The 16,404-nt window shown below is 44.4% G+C and carries 19 protein-coding genes, 1 pseudogene and 1 riboswitch; of the genes and pseudogenes, 5 read left to right on the top strand and 15 right to left on the bottom strand.

Translation table 11 applies throughout. The annotated features are described in order from the left end of the window. Positions 1–3: 3 nt before the first annotated feature. Positions 4–324 (top strand): thioredoxin family protein, encoded by a 321-nt coding sequence (locus tag MOF34_RS04730; protein ID WP_019713385.1) that lies wholly within the window; start codon positions 4–6, stop codon positions 322–324. A gap of 14 nt (positions 325–338) precedes the next feature. Here MOF34_RS04730 and MOF34_RS04725 read toward each other — a convergent pair whose 3' ends face one another. Then, positions 339–1,211, bottom strand: coding sequence for a cation diffusion facilitator family transporter (locus MOF34_RS04725; RefSeq protein WP_268398815.1), 873 nt, complete (start codon positions 1,209–1,211; stop codon positions 339–341). 245 nt (positions 1,212–1,456) lie between these two features. On the opposite strand from MOF34_RS04725, the gene MOF34_RS04720 reads away from it, so the two are divergent. Then, entirely contained in the window at positions 1,457–1,621 is a 165-nt protein-coding gene (locus tag MOF34_RS04720; RefSeq protein WP_268398814.1) for a Fur-regulated basic protein FbpA, read from the top strand. Further along, positions 1,575–1,754, top strand: coding sequence for a Fur-regulated basic protein FbpB (gene fbpB, locus MOF34_RS04715; protein ID WP_080010237.1), 180 nt, complete (start codon positions 1,575–1,577; stop codon positions 1,752–1,754). Before MOF34_RS04720 ends, fbpB begins: the two co-directional genes overlap by 47 nt. Positions 1,755–1,777: 23 nt before the next feature. Here fbpB and MOF34_RS04710 read toward each other — a convergent pair whose 3' ends face one another. The 9 genes from MOF34_RS04710 to dctS all read right to left on the bottom strand — a co-directional run bounded on the left by MOF34_RS04710 (position 1,778) and on the right by dctS (position 11,615). Continuing rightward, the gene (locus MOF34_RS04710) at positions 1,778–2,923 is read right to left on the bottom strand and encodes an acyl-CoA dehydrogenase family protein (protein ID WP_268398813.1); all 1,146 of its coding nucleotides are present in this window, start codon (positions 2,921–2,923) and stop codon (positions 1,778–1,780) included. Positions 2,924–3,052: 129 nt separating this feature from the next. After that, complete coding sequence (locus MOF34_RS04705; RefSeq protein WP_003225151.1) at positions 3,053–3,388, bottom strand: hypothetical protein; 336 nt, start codon at positions 3,386–3,388, stop codon at positions 3,053–3,055. Positions 3,389–3,482: 94 nt separating this feature from the next. Continuing rightward, on the bottom strand, positions 3,483–4,250 hold the full coding sequence (locus MOF34_RS04700) for an ABC transporter permease (RefSeq protein ID WP_268398810.1): 768 nt from the start codon (positions 4,248–4,250) through the stop codon (positions 3,483–3,485). Further along, entirely contained in the window at positions 4,243–5,169 is a 927-nt protein-coding gene (locus tag MOF34_RS04695; protein WP_268398808.1) for an ABC transporter ATP-binding protein, read from the bottom strand. The genes MOF34_RS04700 and MOF34_RS04695 overlap by 8 nt, the downstream gene beginning before the upstream one ends. Before the next feature lie 91 nt (positions 5,170–5,260). Next, the gene (locus tag MOF34_RS04690; protein ID WP_019713379.1) at positions 5,261–6,499 is read right to left on the bottom strand and encodes a dicarboxylate/amino acid:cation symporter; all 1,239 of its coding nucleotides are present in this window, start codon (positions 6,497–6,499) and stop codon (positions 5,261–5,263) included. 73 nt (positions 6,500–6,572) lie between these two features. Beyond that, positions 6,573–6,703: riboswitch (cyclic di-AMP (ydaO/yuaA leader) on the bottom strand. Positions 6,704–6,751: 48 nt separating this feature from the next. Beyond that, positions 6,752–7,804 (bottom strand): AI-2E family transporter, encoded by a 1,053-nt coding sequence (locus MOF34_RS04685; RefSeq protein ID WP_019713378.1) that lies wholly within the window; start codon positions 7,802–7,804, stop codon positions 6,752–6,754. 148 nt (positions 7,805–7,952) lie between these two features. Continuing rightward, a complete protein-coding gene (dctP, locus tag MOF34_RS04680; RefSeq protein ID WP_019713377.1) occupies positions 7,953–9,218 on the bottom strand; it encodes a C4-dicarboxylate transporter DctP in 1,266 nt (421 codons plus the stop codon). A gap of 119 nt (positions 9,219–9,337) precedes the next feature. Next, a complete protein-coding gene (gene dctR / locus MOF34_RS04675) occupies positions 9,338–10,018 on the bottom strand; it encodes a two-component system response regulator DctR (RefSeq protein ID WP_268398806.1) in 681 nt (226 codons plus the stop codon). Further along, positions 10,008–11,615: a two-component system sensor histidine kinase DctS gene (gene dctS, locus MOF34_RS04670; RefSeq protein WP_268398804.1), complete on the bottom strand. Its 1,608-nt coding sequence runs from the start codon at positions 11,613–11,615 to the stop codon at positions 10,008–10,010. Before dctS ends, dctR begins: the two co-directional genes overlap by 11 nt. 69 nt (positions 11,616–11,684) lie before the next feature. On the opposite strand from dctS, the gene MOF34_RS04665 reads away from it, so the two are divergent. Both MOF34_RS04665 and MOF34_RS04660 read left to right on the top strand, forming a co-directional pair. Beyond that, a complete protein-coding gene (locus MOF34_RS04665; protein ID WP_268398803.1) occupies positions 11,685–12,737 on the top strand; it encodes a TRAP transporter substrate-binding protein in 1,053 nt (350 codons plus the stop codon). Between the two features lie 85 nt (positions 12,738–12,822). Next, positions 12,823–13,644 (top strand): manganese catalase family protein, encoded by an 822-nt coding sequence (locus tag MOF34_RS04660; RefSeq protein WP_268398802.1) that lies wholly within the window; start codon positions 12,823–12,825, stop codon positions 13,642–13,644. 41 nt (positions 13,645–13,685) lie between these two features. Here MOF34_RS04660 and MOF34_RS04655 read toward each other — a convergent pair. The 5 genes and pseudogenes from MOF34_RS04655 to MOF34_RS04635 all read right to left on the bottom strand — a co-directional run bounded on the left by MOF34_RS04655 (position 13,686) and on the right by MOF34_RS04635 (position 16,356). Beyond that, positions 13,686–14,072: pseudogene (locus MOF34_RS04655) on the bottom strand (VOC family protein). A gap of 138 nt (positions 14,073–14,210) precedes the next feature. Next, on the bottom strand, positions 14,211–14,570 hold the full coding sequence (locus tag MOF34_RS04650) for a YdbC family protein (protein ID WP_311766029.1): 360 nt from the start codon (positions 14,568–14,570) through the stop codon (positions 14,211–14,213). After that, complete coding sequence (locus MOF34_RS04645; protein WP_268398801.1) at positions 14,564–14,905, bottom strand: cupin domain-containing protein; 342 nt, start codon at positions 14,903–14,905, stop codon at positions 14,564–14,566. Before MOF34_RS04645 ends, MOF34_RS04650 begins: the two co-directional genes overlap by 7 nt. Before the next feature lie 133 nt (positions 14,906–15,038). Continuing rightward, positions 15,039–15,410 (bottom strand): glucose starvation-inducible protein GsiB, encoded by a 372-nt coding sequence (gene gsiB, locus MOF34_RS04640; protein ID WP_003225126.1) that lies wholly within the window; start codon positions 15,408–15,410, stop codon positions 15,039–15,041. A gap of 127 nt (positions 15,411–15,537) precedes the next feature. Next, positions 15,538–16,356: an EcsC family protein gene (locus tag MOF34_RS04635; RefSeq protein ID WP_268398800.1), complete on the bottom strand. Its 819-nt coding sequence runs from the start codon at positions 16,354–16,356 to the stop codon at positions 15,538–15,540. Positions 16,357–16,404: the final 48 nt, after the last annotated feature.

The following is a 16,404-nucleotide window of genomic DNA, read 5'->3' as shown; positions in this document are numbered from 1 at the left end:
CATATGAAAAAAATCACAACAAACGAACAATTTAATGAACTGATTCAATCTGATAAAGAAATTATCGTAAAGTTTTATGCTGATTGGTGCCCAGACTGCACACGCATGAATATGTTCATCGGCGATATTTTGGAAGAGTACAATCAGAATGATTGGTATGAGCTGAATAAGGACGAGCTTCCTGAACCGGCTGAAAAATACCAAGTAATGGGTATTCCTAGCTTGCTTATCTTCAAAAATGGTGAAAAAACAGCTCACCTTCACAGCGCCAATGCCAAAACGCCTGAAGAAGTGACTGAATTTTTATCTGAACATATAAGCTAATTCGTTAAACAGCCTTATTTTATGTCGTCAGGCTCTACATGAACATGAACATGAGTCACATCGTGTTCATGTTTTATTTTGTCTTCTACTTCATCCGCCACTCCATGGCCTTCTTCTACTGTAAGCTTCGGATCAACTGTAATGACCATTTCGATATGAACAGTGCTTCCTAAATACCTCGCTTTCACATCTTTAAGTCGATGTACATTCTCAATTCTGCCGACGGTCTGTTTGTAAGGCTCAAGATCTTTTATATGAAAACCGTCTGTTAAAGAATGTGAAGCGTCTTTAAAGATATCCCACGCCGTCTTGCAGATGATGATACCGATGACAAAAGCCGTTACCGGATCGATCCACGGCAGCTGCAGCTGGGATGACAACACCCCGATAAATGCTCCGGCACTTACAAAAGCGTCTGACCTGCTGTCCTTTGCCGCTGCCATAAGAGCAGAGCTTTTAATCGATGATGCCAGCCTTTTGTTATATAAATAGATGCCATACATAAACACAGCACTGCCTAACGCCGTCCATGCAGCGATAAGACTTGGCGTTTCCGTTGTTCCGTCCGCAATCGCTCTGCCTCCGCCGATTAACACTTCAATGCCGACAACCATCATAATAAAAGACGCAACAAGAGACGAAATCGTTTCAGCCCGATAATGGCCATATGGATGATCGCTGTCAGCCGGCCTTTGGGAAATACGCAATCCAATTAGCACAGCAATTGACGCAACGATATCTGTTCCATTATTTAATCCGTCTGCTCTCAGCGCTTCGGAATGATATAGAATTCCGATTACAAGCTTCACAACAGCAAGGATGACATATGCCAAAATATTGAGGAGCGCCCCTTTTTCTCCTTTTTTCAGATTTTCTGTCCGCTCCATTGAATACCAGCCTCCATTCTATTACATAGTATGGTTCAAAACATAAAAAATAGAGCGGAAACATTCATAAGAGGCACATTTCGACAGCAAATTATTGCCCGGGGAATTTTTGTCGATCTGTTGAAAGTTTGCCAACTTGCCAATGAATAGGACTGTTTTCACCTTTACAGGCTAATGTGGACATTGTATACTAAGGTTAATTGATAATGATTATCAATATCGTTTGGTTGGAGGTTGGTGACACAATGACACCTCAGTCTGCAGAAATCAGAAAAAAACAGCTCATTCATCTGTTCATACAGAATGGTATATACAAAAAGTCAAAGCGTCATTTGTATGAATTGTCGCTAACGGAGTTAGAAAGTGAATACAAACATATCAGGAGGGCGCCGGAGCATGCCGAAGCGTAAAGCAAAAACCTACCAACAGCTGATCCAGGAAAACAAAGAGGCGATTATGGGGAATCCAAAGCTGATGAACGTCATTTATGACAGAATCGACCGCAAGCATCAAAAAAATCTGCAAGAGCAAAGCAATACATAAAAAGAGCCCGGAAGGCTCTTTTTTCATGACTCAAACGCTTCCGCGGCCAGCTTTTGGATCACCGCGTCATCCATCGGCGGGTTGTGGAGACCGGCGCGCACATCACGGTAATAGCGCTGAAGCGGGTTGGTTCGTTCAAGGCTTTTGGCGCCGACAATTCTCATCGCTTTATCGACAACAGACAGCGCAGCATTTGTGACGATATGCTTCGCCGCGCCAAGCTCGCTTCTCATTCGAGGACGGCGCTCCGGATCGTCGTACAATTGAGCGGTATGGAAAAGAACATGTCTGGCATTGAGCAATTCAAGCTCCATTTCGCCTGTTCGTTGCTGTACGGCTGGGACATCCTTAATCGGTCCCTTCAAACTATTTGGGGAATACTCAGATGCAAATTGCACCGCATAGTCTCGCGCCGCTTGAGCAATGCCAAGATAAATCGCCGGAATGTGAAGCAGCCAACCATTCGGCTTAGCTCCCCGAGGCCCTTGAAGTAATTCAACCAGTTTCTGCTCATCAAGCGTTACCTCACTCAGTACAAGGTCATGGCTTCCAGTCGCACGCATCGCCATCATATCCCACGTTTCTTCAATCGACAAACCGGGATCATCTTTATGAATGAGAAACACGCCTGTAGTTTGTTTCTCCTCAATCCATGCTGTCACTAGAAAATAATCCAGTGCTTGTGACATCGTCGTAAAGGTTTTTCTGCCGTTCACTGTCCATTTGCCATCCTTTTTCACGGCGTTTGTACCGGGACGCCCTCCTCTTGTCGGGCTCCCTGTTTTCACTTCTGTCGCCGCCCTGTTGATGACGGCTCCGTTTTGAACTTCTTTTGCAATATACGCAAATACGTCTTTATCCCAGCTGTTGCCTTCTCCAAGCTCTCCGATTACGCTCAAATGCCAGCCGATGCTTAGTGCTGCAGGAGCATCTCCCCGTGCCAGCCGTTCTTGAAACAGGAGCATATCGTATACAGAAATGCCTCCCCCTCCATGGGATGCCGGCAATGTTAATGCCGTATACCCAGCATCACGCAGTTTTTGTATTTTTTCTGCTGGAAAACGTCCCTGTTCGTCATCTTCAGCTGCTGTTTGCTGAAACTCATCCGCAATCCGTCCAATTTTCTCCATCCATTGCCGCTGTTGATCGTTTTGTATAAATAATGACATCCGGCAGACCCCCAAGTTTTAATTCCGATAAATTTAATATGTATTATAGATTTCCTGCCATTATTCCGCAACTGTTAACCTTTTGTCCGGTATAGAAAAACACGCCGTTCCCCTAAGGGAACAGCGTGATTACACAGGATTTGCATCCCGGTCTTGTTTCATGCCGAGATAAATCAGCATATATGTCAGGTAACCCATTGTCATCACCAGGCCGCCAAAGAAAAAGCTCGAAAAAATCGGCTCTTCAAACGCAGTCACTGCCGCAAGCACAATCCAGCTGGCATACAGGTAGATGATAAAATAACGAATGCCCGTCTTCATTTTATATATCATGTACAGCCCCACGAGAGAAAACAACCCAAGCGCGAGTCTGAAATAAACAAGATGTTCAAACTGAAACATGAATGACACAAATGAGAATCCAAGCAGCAATACAATCGGTAAAGCGGTAATAAAGTTCCTCAATCGAGACACCTCCGTCAGTACCTTTAGTATAAACCAAATTATCAAATGATATTGATTTACGTGAGCTTTTTCACAAAAATGTCATTCCTTTCCTTTACACCCGGACATCCCGTTTACAGAAGCACCACCAGCCAACGGCGATGAAGAATATGGCATGTATGATGATAATCCCTACTGAAAATAATGGTGTCATGCCGGAGAACAAAGCTGTCGCTCCGCTACTATATTGTGTAAAGTCAGTATTGGCAAAAAGCAAAAAGCTGCCCCATTTGTTTTCAAAGAGCTTCATGAGCTGGACAAGTGTACTCGCTCCGTATAAAACGACAAAAGAAACGACAACTGCTACCGCGCTGTTGCGGAACAGTGAAGAACAAAGCAGCCCGAATAATCCCATCATTACGGCTTCAAGCCAATTTGAGCCGATCAGCGCCAAGGTGTTGATCAGCAATGTCTTTGATTCCGCGCTCACGGATGTGCCGAAAAAGACGAGACCGAATAATAATGCCAAAATGTAGTATGCCAAATACAAATAAAAGCTGACCATCACGACTGTGATTAATTTTGACCAAAAAACCTTTTGCCGTTTAACAGGACGGATGAGCAAAAATTTGACCGTCTTTTTATCAAATTCCATCGAAACAATTGTCGCTGCAATCACGATCGTTAAGGCCTGCAGCAGGATGTTCAGGCTCGGTGTATACGATAAATAGCCGATGAAGTTTTCATCCGTTCCGGCACTGATGACTATCCGTTTAATAATCAAGGCCATGAAAAATTGAAAGACCGCCATCAGGATTAGAGATACCAACGTGACCTTCCGATTAAAAAGTTTCATATGTTCATTCCAAATTAATTTAGACAAGCTCTTCTCCCTCCTCTTGATGAGCAGTTGTTGCTTTTATGAATTCATCTTCAAGTGATTGCGTATAAGGAGTAATGGAAAAGACATTCAGGTCTTGTCCGACAAGTGAACGGTTCAGCTCCGGAATGTTTTCTTTTGCTACCTCAACAACAATCGCCCCGCCTTGCCGCTCTGCCTGATATTGATTGCCTGCCAGCCAATTGAGCGCTTTTTCTTCCGGCTGCACTTCAATGATCGCTTTTTCTGTCTTTTGATCTGTTCCATGTAAGCTGACTTCCGCTTTAATCTCGCCTTTTTGAATGATGATGACACGGTCACACAGATCTTCAACCTCCCGCAACAGGTGAGTGGCGAACAGGACTGCTGTTCCTTCCTTTTCTGCGAGCTCCTTAATATGATCGCGAAAATCCTTCATGCCGGCAGGATCAAGACCATTTGTCGGTTCATCTAAAATAAGAAGCTTCGGCCGGTGAAGAATCGCCTGTGCAATACCAAGACGCTGGCGCATGCCGAGGGAATAGGTTTTCACCTTATCATGAATTGCCGATGTCAGCCCTACACGTTCCACTACTTCATCAAGCCGTTCATCCGCTATTTTTTTGTGCATATTCGCAAAGTGCTTAAGGTTTTCCCATCCTGTCAGGTACGGATAGAACTCAGGATTTTCGACGATCGCTCCAACCGCTCCCATCGCTTTTTCAAACTCTGTATCATGCTGAAAACCACTGATTGTCACACTTCCGCTGTTTTGTTTTAACAGCCCGACGATGATACGGATGAGTGTCGTTTTTCCGGAACCATTCGGACCGAGCAGGCCGATGATTTCGCCCTCCATGATGTCCATGCTGATTTGTTTTAAGATTTGTGTAGACCCAATCTTTTTATCGAGGCCTTCAATATGTAAAATCGGCTCAGCCATAAAGCCTTCCTCCTTTTTCGACAAAAAATAAACAGTGCCCAAAAATTAGGCACTGTTTGTATTATAGCATTTGTTGCTTCCAAATGTTTGGTTAAACCGATAGAGTCGGCGCTTGCTCAGGCTGTTTGTTCTTTTCTGTTTCTGTAATAATGACGGCACATGCCGCATCTCCTGTTGTATTCACCACTGTCCGGAGCATATCTAACAGGCGGTCAATTCCAAGAATTAATCCGATTCCCTCGACAGGCAAGCCGACAGATTGAAGCACCATGGCGAGCATAATTAAGCCGACTCCAGGAACACCCGCGGTGCCGACACTTGCTAACACTGCCGTCAGTATCACCATCAGCAGCTGAGTGAATGTCAGATCATGCCCAAATACCTGCGCAATGAAGACGGTGGCTACCCCTTGCATGATGGCTGTTCCGTCCATATTAATTGTAGCACCGAGCGGCTGAACGAAGCTGCTGATCGGCTCAGGCACTTTTAATTTTCTCTGTGCCACATCCATGGATACCGGCAGGGTCGCATTGCTGCTGGAAGTACTGAATGCAACGACCATCACCTCTGAGAAATTTTTAAAGAACGTAATCGGGTTTCTTCTGGCTATAAGCGCAACCGTAGATCCGTAGGTAACGACCGCATGTATCAGTAGCGCAAGGGTTACCACAATCATGTACAAGCCCATCGCTTTCATTGCACTGAACCCTTGGCTTCCAATAGCTGTCGCAATCAGACCGAATGTACCATACGGAGCGAACTTCATTACAAGATTCACCAGGTACATCATCAATTCATTTCCTTGTTGAACCACCTTGAGAAGCATATCCGCTTTTTTTCCGAGCATTGTAATCCCAAGCCCTACAAAAATGGCAAAAGCGATAATTTGCAGCATATTTCCTTCCGTCATCGCTTGAACAGGGTTGGCCGGAATAATGTTTAACAGGGTGTCCGCAATACTTGGCGCTTTTTCAGCAGTAAATTCGGCAGACGATGTATCATACGTTCCAAACTCTCCCGGTTTGATGACAAGAGCTAAAATCATGGCAATGGTAATCGCCACTGCTGTCGTAACGAGAAAATAAGAAATCGCTTTAACACCGATTCTGCCAAGCTTCTTAGGGTCGCCCAGCCCGGCTACTCCCAATGTTAGTGAGAAAAAGACAATCGGAACGACAAGCATTTTAATGAGGTTTAAAAAGATGGTGCCAAGCGGCCCGAATATAAATTTATTTAAATTTTCAAATAATTCAGGTGATGTTACGTTAAGAATAATTCCCGTTATCGCACCTAGCACCAATGCAATGATTATCTTTGTAGCCAGTTTCATCCGCATTCCTCCCTTTTTTGAAAAAAAGCCCGCGAGAGACTCCCGTGGGCTTTGGCTGTATCTTCAAACCACAGGACTCTCTCTTCACGCTGATGAGGTTAGCTGACGGGTTCGGACGAAGAGATGTCCGTTTTTCAGATGAAAAATTAACCCCAAAAGATTGGGTCCCCCACTCCTTATGAAAGGATTTAGCGTGTGGCTTACTATTGTATGATTTAGTTTATTTATACAGAAAAGATCCAATTTTGTAAACTATTTTTTGTTACTTTTTTCTTGGAATCTTTTGGGTCCTTCTTCCTTGTTGGTGACATCAAGAATATCTAGGAGAAACACAAAAATCGGAATCCCGATGATTAAACCCCAAATGCCGAAAAAGTGCTCAGAGAAAATGAGTACTGTGAAGGTGAAAAAGATCGGCAGCTCCGTTTTCGCAGACATCAGCTTCGGATTTAAGAAATACGTTTCGATCGCATGTATGGCGAATATGACAAGCACCATGTAAAGCACATACATTCCGCCGCCAGTGCTGTACGCGATAATACTGAGCGGGATCAGAGAAATGACGACGCCTGCTACAGGGATCAATCCAAGGAAGAACACCATAATAGAAAGCCCAAACAGCTGCGGGAAATGCATAATCCAAAGCGCGATCAGCGTCAGAATACAGTTGACGAGCGCAATGATGAATTGAGCCTCAAGCACCTTGCCGAACGTTCTTGCAAATTTGCTTCCAAAAAAAGCAATTTCCTCATAAAAGACCCTTAGTTTGCTTGTTTTAAATTTCGCCATGAACTCAGTAAGCCGCTTTTTCTCAAATAAGAAAAACATGCTGAGAATGAGCGCCATTACGATCTGCAAGCCGAATGTGCTGATATCGGCCAGATACGTATACACCACATTGAAACCCTCTTTGACATATGAACTGATATTAATATCTCCGAAAACACTTGTGATCTCGTCAAAGAAAGGGATGGTGTCAGGGTGATACGCGATATGTTTAATCTGCTTAACCAGCTGCTGAATCTGCGCCGCGACGACCGGATAAAAAACAAATCCACCAACTGTAAGCAGCACAGCCAGCAACATGTAAAGAAACGTAATGACAACCCGCTGGCTCACGCGGTAGAACCGGCTTACGAACCGCCGTACGACAAACTCCAAACGATCCATTAGAAATGTGAAAATGAAGGTAAGCAATATTAAGTTGATCATGCTCTTAAATAGATATAACACACCAGTTAACACGACAAAGATGGAAAAACGTCTTACTCCCGGGTGCTGAAAAAATTTAACTAAAGCGGCCATTTATACACTCCTGTTAGGACAAACGTCCTTCATTCAATATAGTATCCATTTTTAAATTATATAACAAAAAAATGCTGAGGTCTCTGTCCTCACCTTAATTATTCTTAAACAATTTAAAAAAAACGGCCCCATGAAGGGGCCGTTTTTTTTAGACTGCGGTTTTCATTTTTTTCAAGCCTTCAACAGCCTCTATGCTTTTTGCTTCATCGAATTCATTTTCGCTTTTTGCAACAATGATCGTGGCGATTCCGTTTCCGATCAGGTTCACAATCGCTCTTCCTTCACTCATGAAACGATCGACCCCAAGCAGGAGTGCAAGGCCCTCCAGCGGAATGACCTGAAGCGCAGACAGTGTTGAGGCAAGGACGATAAATCCGCTTCCCGTCACACCTGCCGCTCCCTTCGATGTCAGCATCAGAACGAGGATAATTGTAATTTGCTGGCCGATGCTGAGGTCTACTCCAAACACCTGTGCCAGAAAAACCGTCGCCATTGATAAATAAATGGATGTGCCGTCAAGATTAAATGAATAGCCCGTCGGAATAACAAGCCCAACTACCGATTTCGAACAGCCGTAGCGCTCCATTTTATCCATCATTCGCGGAAGCACCGATTCTGAAGAGCTTGTGCCAAGCACGATCAGAAGCTCATCTTTAATGAACCGGAGGTAATTCCACAGGCTGAATCCGTAAAGCTTGCAGATGAGATTTAAAACAACAAACACGAACAGGAACATCGTAATATAAACAGACATCATTAAGCTTGCCAGAGGCTTGATGGAATCAAGACCGAAGTGCCCGATGGTATACGCCATCGCCCCGAATGCCCCGATTGGCGCGGCACGCATGATGTAGCCGATGATTTTGAAAAAGACGTGAGAAATCTTGTCGAAGAAATCAATGACGCTTTTCCCTTTTTCACCTAATGCCGCAAGCCCGACTCCGAATAGAATAGAAAAGAATAAGACCTGCAAAATGTCCCCTTTTGCGAAGGCATCAACCATGTTGCTCGGAACAATATGTGTGATAAATTCAATCCAGTCGATTCCCTGACCGCCATTTTGCGTGTATTGGGATACATCTCCCTTTTCAAGCTTGCTATAATCAAGACCCGCGCCCGGTTTCATGATATTGACGACAAATAAACCGATAATGAGTGCGAGCGTAGTGACAACCTCGAAATAAATAAACGCCTTTCCCCCTACTTTTCCAACCTTCTTCATATCGCCCATTTTTGCAATCCCGAGAACGATTGTGAAGAAAATGATTGGAGCGATCACCATTTTAACAGCGTTGATAAATGTATCGCCAAGCGGTTTCATTTCTTTGCCGACATCCGGCCAGACCAGTCCGACAATGACCCCAATGATAACCGCAGTTATGACCTGAACTGTTAAATTTTTAAACAGTTTCATATCCTGCATCCCCCTGTCCTATTCTCCTTTGTGTCTTTCTTACTAGAATGATAGCGTTTTCACGGGGTCTGGGGAAGTTTATGATCATAACGGACATTTTGGTCTTTTTGGTCTCAGGTTTATCCTTTCAACACGTAGCGGTTGACGGGCCTGCCGACTCCGCCGTATTGAACGTCCAATTTAATGGTTCCGTTTTTTTCTAGATAATCAAGGTATCGTCTCGCTGTCACTCTGGCGATGCCGAGCGCCTTGGCGACCTCTTCCGCAGAAAGAGATGCGGTTTGCTGCTTCAAGAAAGCTATGACTTCATTCATCGTGAAATGATTCAGCCCTTTCGGCAAATCCTGTACGACCTGCTGCGGAATATTCAGGATCGCATCGAGCTGTTCCTGGGACAGCGTATCGCTCGCTTCTATTTTTTGTTTATATTGCTTGTATTTTTCAAGCGCCTGTCTCATTCGCTCAAGCTTAAACGGTTTTAAGATATAGTCGGCCGCTCCATTTTGCAGCATAAGAGAGATCGTTTCTTTGTCTTTTGCAGCGGAGACGACGATGACATCCACTTCAAGTTTTTGCTTTCTGATCTCCTGCAAGGTTTTGATTCCGTCTTTTTTCGGCATGTACACATCGAGAATGACGAGGTCGGGCTGTTCTTCTTTAATCAGCTTAATGCCTTCTTCTCCGTTTCCCGCTGTTGCACAGACAGTAAAGCCTTTGACAGTTGTGATGAACTCCTTGTTTACCTCTTGAACCATCAGATCGTCTTCAATGAGCAGAACCTTCCATTCCTTACGAACCATGCTGTGCTTCCTCCCCCTTCATTGGAAAAACGATAGAAAAAGATGTCCCCTGTCCCGCGTGTGAATCAACTTCTATCGTGCCCGATCCTTTGTCTGTGATTTGTTTCACTAAATACAGGCCATAACCTGTGCCGCCTGTTTTATTGACCGTGAATCCTTTGTTGTAAAGGTACGGCATATGTGCCGGTTCAATCCCGCAGCCGTTATCTTCTATTAAAATGGCAAGGATATCATCCGTTTGTTCAATGCTGATATCAATTCGTTTATCATCAGATTGAACTGTTTCAAATGAACCGAAGGCATTTTCTATCAGGTTGCCGAGAAGCACGACAATATCATGCTGGTCAACATGCTCTGGAAATTGCTGAAGACTGCTGTTTTCATCAATATGAACAGCAATGCCAAGCTCCCTGCCTCTTCTGATTTTACTTAATAGAAGGCCCGCCGCGGCGTCATTTTGAATTGAACGGTGCAGAAATTCAGTCACATTTTCCTGCTCAGTTGATGCCTGAAATGCAAGCTGCAAGGCTTTTTCAGATTTCCCCAGCTGGATGAGGCCGGCGATTGTATGCAGCTTATTCATATGCTCATGGTTTTGAACGCGGAGCGCCTCCACAAAGTTTTTGACGCCCGTCAATTCCTCTGCCATCTTAGCGGCTTCCGTTCTGTCCTGAAAAATAGCGACGGCGCCAATGACTTTTTTCTTCATGACAATCGGAATTCTGCTGCTCATGATGACCTTTCCGCTAACGCGAATTTCTTCATTATAAACCGCTTTGTTCCGCTCCACGATTTCGGGCAGGCGCGAATCCTTGAGAACGTCCCATATCACCTTCCCGACCAGATCCCCCTGCACCTCAAAAATCTGTTTCGCTTTTTCATTGAAAATTGTAATGATGAGCCGGTTGTCAATAGCAATGACGCCTTCATTCATTGAGTGGAACGTCGCTGTCCGTTCTTCATACATTCGGACAATCTCATGTGGCTCAAGCTGAAACATTTGTTTTTTGATATGGCGGGCCAGCAGAAAGGACCCTGCAAGGCCGAAGCCGAGGGTCAGCACAACGATAAATGTAATATCACGCTTTAAATGAAGCAGGATGTCTGCAATCCCTGGGAGTGTTTTCCCGACAAGCACCACGCCAATTTGGTTCAGATCATGATCCTTCACCGGATAAAAAGCCCGGACCGCCGTGCCGATCTCGCCCTTTGCTTCTGAGAAATAAATGTGCTCCGCAAACGCCGCCTCTTCGTCTGCCCCCTTAGATTTCTTGCCGATGCTTGTACTGACAGGATGCGTGTAGCGGATGTGATTCATATCCATGACGACAATATAGTCTGCTTCATTAATCATCCTGATTTCTTCTACCGCATGGCGAACAGCTTCTGTTTGTTTGTTTCGCGCCAAGGCCTCTTTCATTTCTGTCATCTCTGACACCGTCCGGGCCGTATTCATCAAACGTTTTTTCAGCTCCCGCTCCTCTGTATGCTGGATATTGCCAATGAGCACAATGCCGCCGATCAAAAAGGAGAAAATGACGAGTATATAGGATAGGATCGTGATTTTCCAACGGATTGAGAGCTTCTTTTTGTTCATCAGCTTCTCCTTTCAGGTCTTTACGAATGGCATTGCCCCCATTATCCTTAACTAAGGGGAGGGCATTACATGAAGAGTTTGCTTGCATGTCTCGCACTGATGATCGCCGGAATTGCAACCGCTTTATTTATCGGATTCCATGATCATAGCGTCAGTGAAGAGATTGTTTATGATGACGACCAGGAAGGCTTACAGGATCAAATCGTGTTTACATTCAGCCATGTGGTTGCCGAAAATACGCCGAAAGGGCTGGCCGCCAATAAATTCGCCGAGCTGGCAAACGAGAAATCAGGCGGAAAAATAAAAATTGAAGTGTATCCGAATGGAAGCCTGTATTCGGACATTGAAGAAATTGAAGCATTGCAAAACGGCGATGTTCAATTTATCGCCCCCTCCACATCGAAGCTCGGCATGCTCTCGCCTGAATGGGGCTTGCTGGATCTGCCGTATGTATTTACAAATTATGATGCTGTCAAAAAAGGGCTGAACGGCAGCATCGGTACACAGCTGTTTGATTCTCTAAAGAAAAATCAATTAAAAGGCCTCGCCTATTGGACAAACGGCTTTAAGCAAATCACGACAAATCAAGGGCCGGTCAAAGACCCGGATGATTTAAAAGGACAAGATCTCCGCATTATGCAAAGCGATGTGATAGAGGATCAGTTTAAGCTGCTTGGCGCAACTCCTCATCAGGAATCCTTCAATTCTACTTTTCAGCTGTTAGAAAACAATATAGTCGATGGTGAAGAAAATACAATCTCAAACATTTATTCTAAAAAATTTTATAATGTTCAGGACTATTTGACAATAAGCAGCCACGGGTATCTCGGATATGCTGTCATGACTGATGAGCATTTCTGGAACGCGCAAACATCGGAAACAAGGCGTATTTTGACTGAAGCGATGAAGGAAACGACGGAGTGGAACGAAACGCACGCCGAAGAAATGAACAAGGAACAGCTGGAAGAAATCAAAAAGAATTCATCTATTAAAATCTACGAGCTGTCAGATAAAGAGAAAAAAGAATGGATGAAGCGCCTTGATCCTGTTTACCGGCAGTACGAGCCCATCTTCGGCCGAAAGCTGATACGGGAGCTTTTAGAGCTGCGACAGAATTCGTAATCCCCATCTCGATACGCTGTTTTCTGTTTATCTTTCAATGGATCGGAAATATAAAAAGAGATAAACGAAAAAAGGAGATGGGAACATGTTTAAGCATACGAAAATGCTGCAGCATCCTGCTAAACCAGATCGTCCAGATCCATTATTCGCTAAAAAAATGCAAGAAATTTTAGGCGGGCAATTCGGAGAAATTTCTGTTGCCATGCAATACTTATTTCAAGGCTGGAATACAAGAGGAAATGAAAAATATAAAGATTTGCTGATGGATACGGCAACTGAGGAACTCGGGCATGTTGAAATGATCGCTACGATGATCGCCAGACTTCTTGAGGATGCCCCGCTTGATCAGCAGGAAAAAGCCGCTGAAGATCCGGTCATCGGCTCCATCCTGGGCGGCATGAACCCTCACCATGCCATTGTATCAGGACTTGGCGCTATGCCGGAAAGCAGTACAGGCGTACCTTGGAGCGGCGGCTATATCATAGCAAGCGGAAACCTGCTGGCAGACTTCCGCGCCAATCTGAATGCGGAATCACAAGGCCGTCTGCAGGTTGCACGCCTGTTTGAAATGACGGATGACAAAGGTGTGAAAGATATGCTCAGCTTCCTGCTGGCGCGTGACACCATGCACCAAAATCAATGGCTCGCCGCCATTAAAGAATTAGAAGCACAAGAAGGCCCGATTGTGCCGGGAACATTCCCGAAAGCACTCGAAAAACAAGAATTCTCGCATCAGCTTATCAATTTCTCTGAAGGCGAAGAAAGCTCCGAGCAAAACTGGCTGAACGAAAAAGCGCCGGACGGAGAAGCCTTTGAATATGTGAAAGAAGCTAAAGCTTTAGGAGAAAAACCGGAGTTAAAACCAGCACCGCCTTTTGTTCATGATACGCTTCCGGGTCGCGAGTAAAGACACTAATATAAAAAGGATAGATCCTCATCAACCGTGATCTATCCTTTTTTGTGCATTTTCTGCCACTCAAGCATCTCCAGACGATTGCCAAATGGATCTGAAATATAGAATCTGTCCGCTCCCGGAAGTTTATTGTCCTCAACTATTCCATTCCATTGCATTTCAAATGTTCTTTTAAACCTTCTATATTCACAACCTCAAAGGCAGGGTGTGCCTTTTTAGCGGGAACAAAAGGTTCTTCTATCCCGATATGCAATTGTTTATTCCCAGGAGTGAACCAGACCCCGCCCCGGGCTTTTAAATCATAAGGTTTTTCAATTTCCCGAAAAACCTAATATGCCGCCGTAAAATTGTCTTGCAATAGTTTCACAGCCTTTAGGAGCCGCAAGCTGAATATGATCAATTTCATTAAAATGAAAAGTCATCCGAATCAATCCCCCTGATTTCACAATTGAATGCCATTTTCTTCATTCTAATTCAATCAAAATAACAGGAGAATATCTTTATTGTTATTATGAGCGATAAAATCAGCTTATCATCTTTTTTTGGACGACTTCCCATAACTACGCTTTTGTCACGGTCCATCCAGGCTCGTATTCAATTTTCCGGTTCTCAAATAAGCAAGCGGCCCCCTCTGCATCAACCTGAGTAAGCGCCACTTCTATTGAAGATAACGTAGCCTTTTGCCCGATTTCTTCATAGATAACGTCATGTTCGTTCTCCATAAAATGATCATAGGCAGCTCTGTTCTCCCAAACGCTGATGATCTCTGCGGTGAACAGCCCATCTGCTGTTTTCCGCCAGCCGCCGGCCTGTTTGATGAAGCCATTTACATGTGATAGTGCTCCCCACTGTGACTGCGCTTTTGCAAATGCTTCAGCGTTTGCAGCGTCTACTTTACATACAATCCTTTTGATCAGCATGGCACTTTCTCTATGATGACTGTTTTCGCTTGTGTATGCTCGACATAGAGATTCACCGTTCTGACGTGAGAGCGCGTGCGGTGAATCGTTCCCTTTGGGATCAGCAGGCTGTCATTTGCTTTGAGTACCGCGGTTTCTCTGTCCTGAAAATCGATCAGCAGCTCACCTTCAAGAACAATGAATAATTCATCTGAGTCAGGGTGATGATGCCAGTCATATTTTCCTGTAAACACAGCGAGGCGCACACAGTGATCGTTGACCTCTGAAATTAAAAAATTGGCGTGTTTTTCTTTGACTTCATTGGCGATGGCGAGCACATTTTGCATCTCGGACATTAGCGAAAACCCCTTTTACACTTATTGTATCGCAATACCGGCTTAATCGAGAAAAATTCCCAAAATAAAAAGCGATCCAGCTGATGTGCCGGATCGCTTTTTATCTACAGGTTGTCTGCCTTTGTGCTTTTGATTAGTCGTTGTTGCGGGCGTTTCCGCCTTTTGAGCCAATTTCTTGGTAGAATTCTTTATCATGATTTTTGCTTGTTGCCTCTCCGCCTTTACGGCCGATTTCTTGATAGAATTCTTTGTCATGATTTTCGCTAGTGGCTTCTCCGCCTTTTTCGCCGATTTCTTGATAGAACTCTTTGTCATGGTTCTTGCTAGTGGCTTCTCCGCCTTTTTCGCCAATTTCTTGATAGAATTCCTTGTCATGGTTCTTGCTAGTGGCTTCTCCGCCTTTTTGACCAATCTCTTGATAGAATTCTTTATCATGGTTTTTGCTTGTTGTTTCTCCGCCTTTTCTACCTGCTTCTTCTCTGCTCATTTTGTTATCGTCTGCCATTTTGAATTCCTCCTTTAATTGGTGTTGGTTGTTGTATTCCCGCTATCCATTCTTTTAAACAAACAAAGCACATTGGGTGTATTTCCACTAAAAAAAGCAGGCGGAACCGGTGACCGTCTGCTTTCTTCTATTCAAGCTCTTGTTCTGTTTCTTTCAGCCGCTCAAGAATGCGCCGCTTTTTATACAGCATCATGCCCGTTTCAGTAATGTCGTTTAATGTTGAGCGATTGGCTGCCGCGCCAAAGACCATTCCCGCGACCGGCACCAATTGAAAAAGCTTTTTCCAGCCAAACGTGTCGCGATATCCTAAAACGACTTCGCGCCAGCCTTGGATTTGAGAAGCGACATTCTTATATGTACGATCTTGATCATAGTCTTTTAATTCTTGCAAAATCGTTTTTTTGCCGACAACATCCGCCGATGTCAGCTGTAAACATTTTACGATGAAGACACGCTCTTTTTTCTCCTTTGGGTCATAGCCGTAAGCAACCGCGATATCCTGTAACGTTTTTAACGAAAGACCAAGCACGGCCGGAATGTCTGCCGCCAGCGTAAACACACCGCCAACACCCGTTGCCGCACCTTGTACGGTTGCCGTGTTGATTCTGTTTTTGCCCATTCCTTCCGCAATTTCATCCATGACAGGCAGAGGCGCTTTTCGGATGTCCTCCAGTGATTCGAAGGTATCTTCCGGCAGTTTCTTTTGAAACATCTTGATAATCTGTTTTTCCGATGTCAGATACTGTCCTCCTGTTTGAACAAAGCTGCCGACCTCATCCAAAAGCTTCCCGATCTTTTTCTGAATGAATTCCGGCGTCAGCTTGTCCAGCAGTTGAAACGGGAGACGGCTGAGCTTTTCCCAAAACCAGACTTTTTGCTGAGCTTTTTCCCATTTTTCTATTTCTTTTAATTGCTGATGTAAGTCTTCTTTTCGTTCTGCTGTCACCCAACTCGCACTTCCCTTCCGTTTTTTCTACTATATAGTATACCTTCA

The sequence above is a fragment of the Bacillus sp. T17B1 genome (genome assembly GCF_026796395.1).
In the GTDB taxonomy this organism is placed as follows: domain Bacteria; phylum Bacillota; class Bacilli; order Bacillales; family Bacillaceae; genus Bacillus; species Bacillus spizizenii_A.
This window is presented reverse-complemented; position numbering and strand designations above follow the sequence as displayed.

Excerpts from the sequence above, each read along its gene's own strand:
- MOF34_RS04730 (WP_019713385.1), top strand. The coding sequence starts at position 4 with ATGAAAAAAATCACAACAAACGAACAATTTAATGAACTGATTCAATCT.
- MOF34_RS04725 (WP_268398815.1), bottom strand. The coding sequence starts at position 1,211 with ATGGAGCGGACAGAAAATCTGAAAAAAGGAGAAAAAGGGGCGCTCCTC.
- MOF34_RS04720 (WP_268398814.1), top strand. The coding sequence starts at position 1,457 with ATGACACCTCAGTCTGCAGAAATCAGAAAAAAACAGCTCATTCATCTG.
- MOF34_RS04710 (WP_268398813.1), bottom strand. The coding sequence starts at position 2,923 with ATGTCATTATTTATACAAAACGATCAACAGCGGCAATGGATGGAGAAA.
- MOF34_RS04695 (WP_268398808.1), bottom strand. The coding sequence starts at position 5,169 with ATGGCTGAGCCGATTTTACATATTGAAGGCCTCGATAAAAAGATTGGG.
- MOF34_RS04690 (WP_019713379.1), bottom strand. The coding sequence starts at position 6,499 with ATGAAACTGGCTACAAAGATAATCATTGCATTGGTGCTAGGTGCGATA.
- MOF34_RS04685 (WP_019713378.1), bottom strand. The coding sequence starts at position 7,804 with ATGGCCGCTTTAGTTAAATTTTTTCAGCACCCGGGAGTAAGACGTTTT.
- dctP (WP_019713377.1), bottom strand. The coding sequence starts at position 9,218 with ATGAAACTGTTTAAAAATTTAACAGTTCAGGTCATAACTGCGGTTATC.
- dctR (WP_268398806.1), bottom strand. The coding sequence starts at position 10,018 with ATGGTTCGTAAGGAATGGAAGGTTCTGCTCATTGAAGACGATCTGATG.
- dctS (WP_268398804.1), bottom strand. The coding sequence starts at position 11,615 with ATGAACAAAAAGAAGCTCTCAATCCGTTGGAAAATCACGATCCTATCC.
- MOF34_RS04665 (WP_268398803.1), top strand. The coding sequence starts at position 11,685 with ATGAAGAGTTTGCTTGCATGTCTCGCACTGATGATCGCCGGAATTGCA.
- MOF34_RS04660 (WP_268398802.1), top strand. The coding sequence starts at position 12,823 with ATGTTTAAGCATACGAAAATGCTGCAGCATCCTGCTAAACCAGATCGT.
- MOF34_RS04650 (WP_311766029.1), bottom strand. The coding sequence starts at position 14,570 with ATGCTGATCAAAAGGATTGTATGTAAAGTAGACGCTGCAAACGCTGAA.
- MOF34_RS04645 (WP_268398801.1), bottom strand. The coding sequence starts at position 14,905 with ATGTCCGAGATGCAAAATGTGCTCGCCATCGCCAATGAAGTCAAAGAA.
- gsiB (WP_003225126.1), bottom strand. The coding sequence starts at position 15,410 with ATGGCAGACGATAACAAAATGAGCAGAGAAGAAGCAGGTAGAAAAGGC.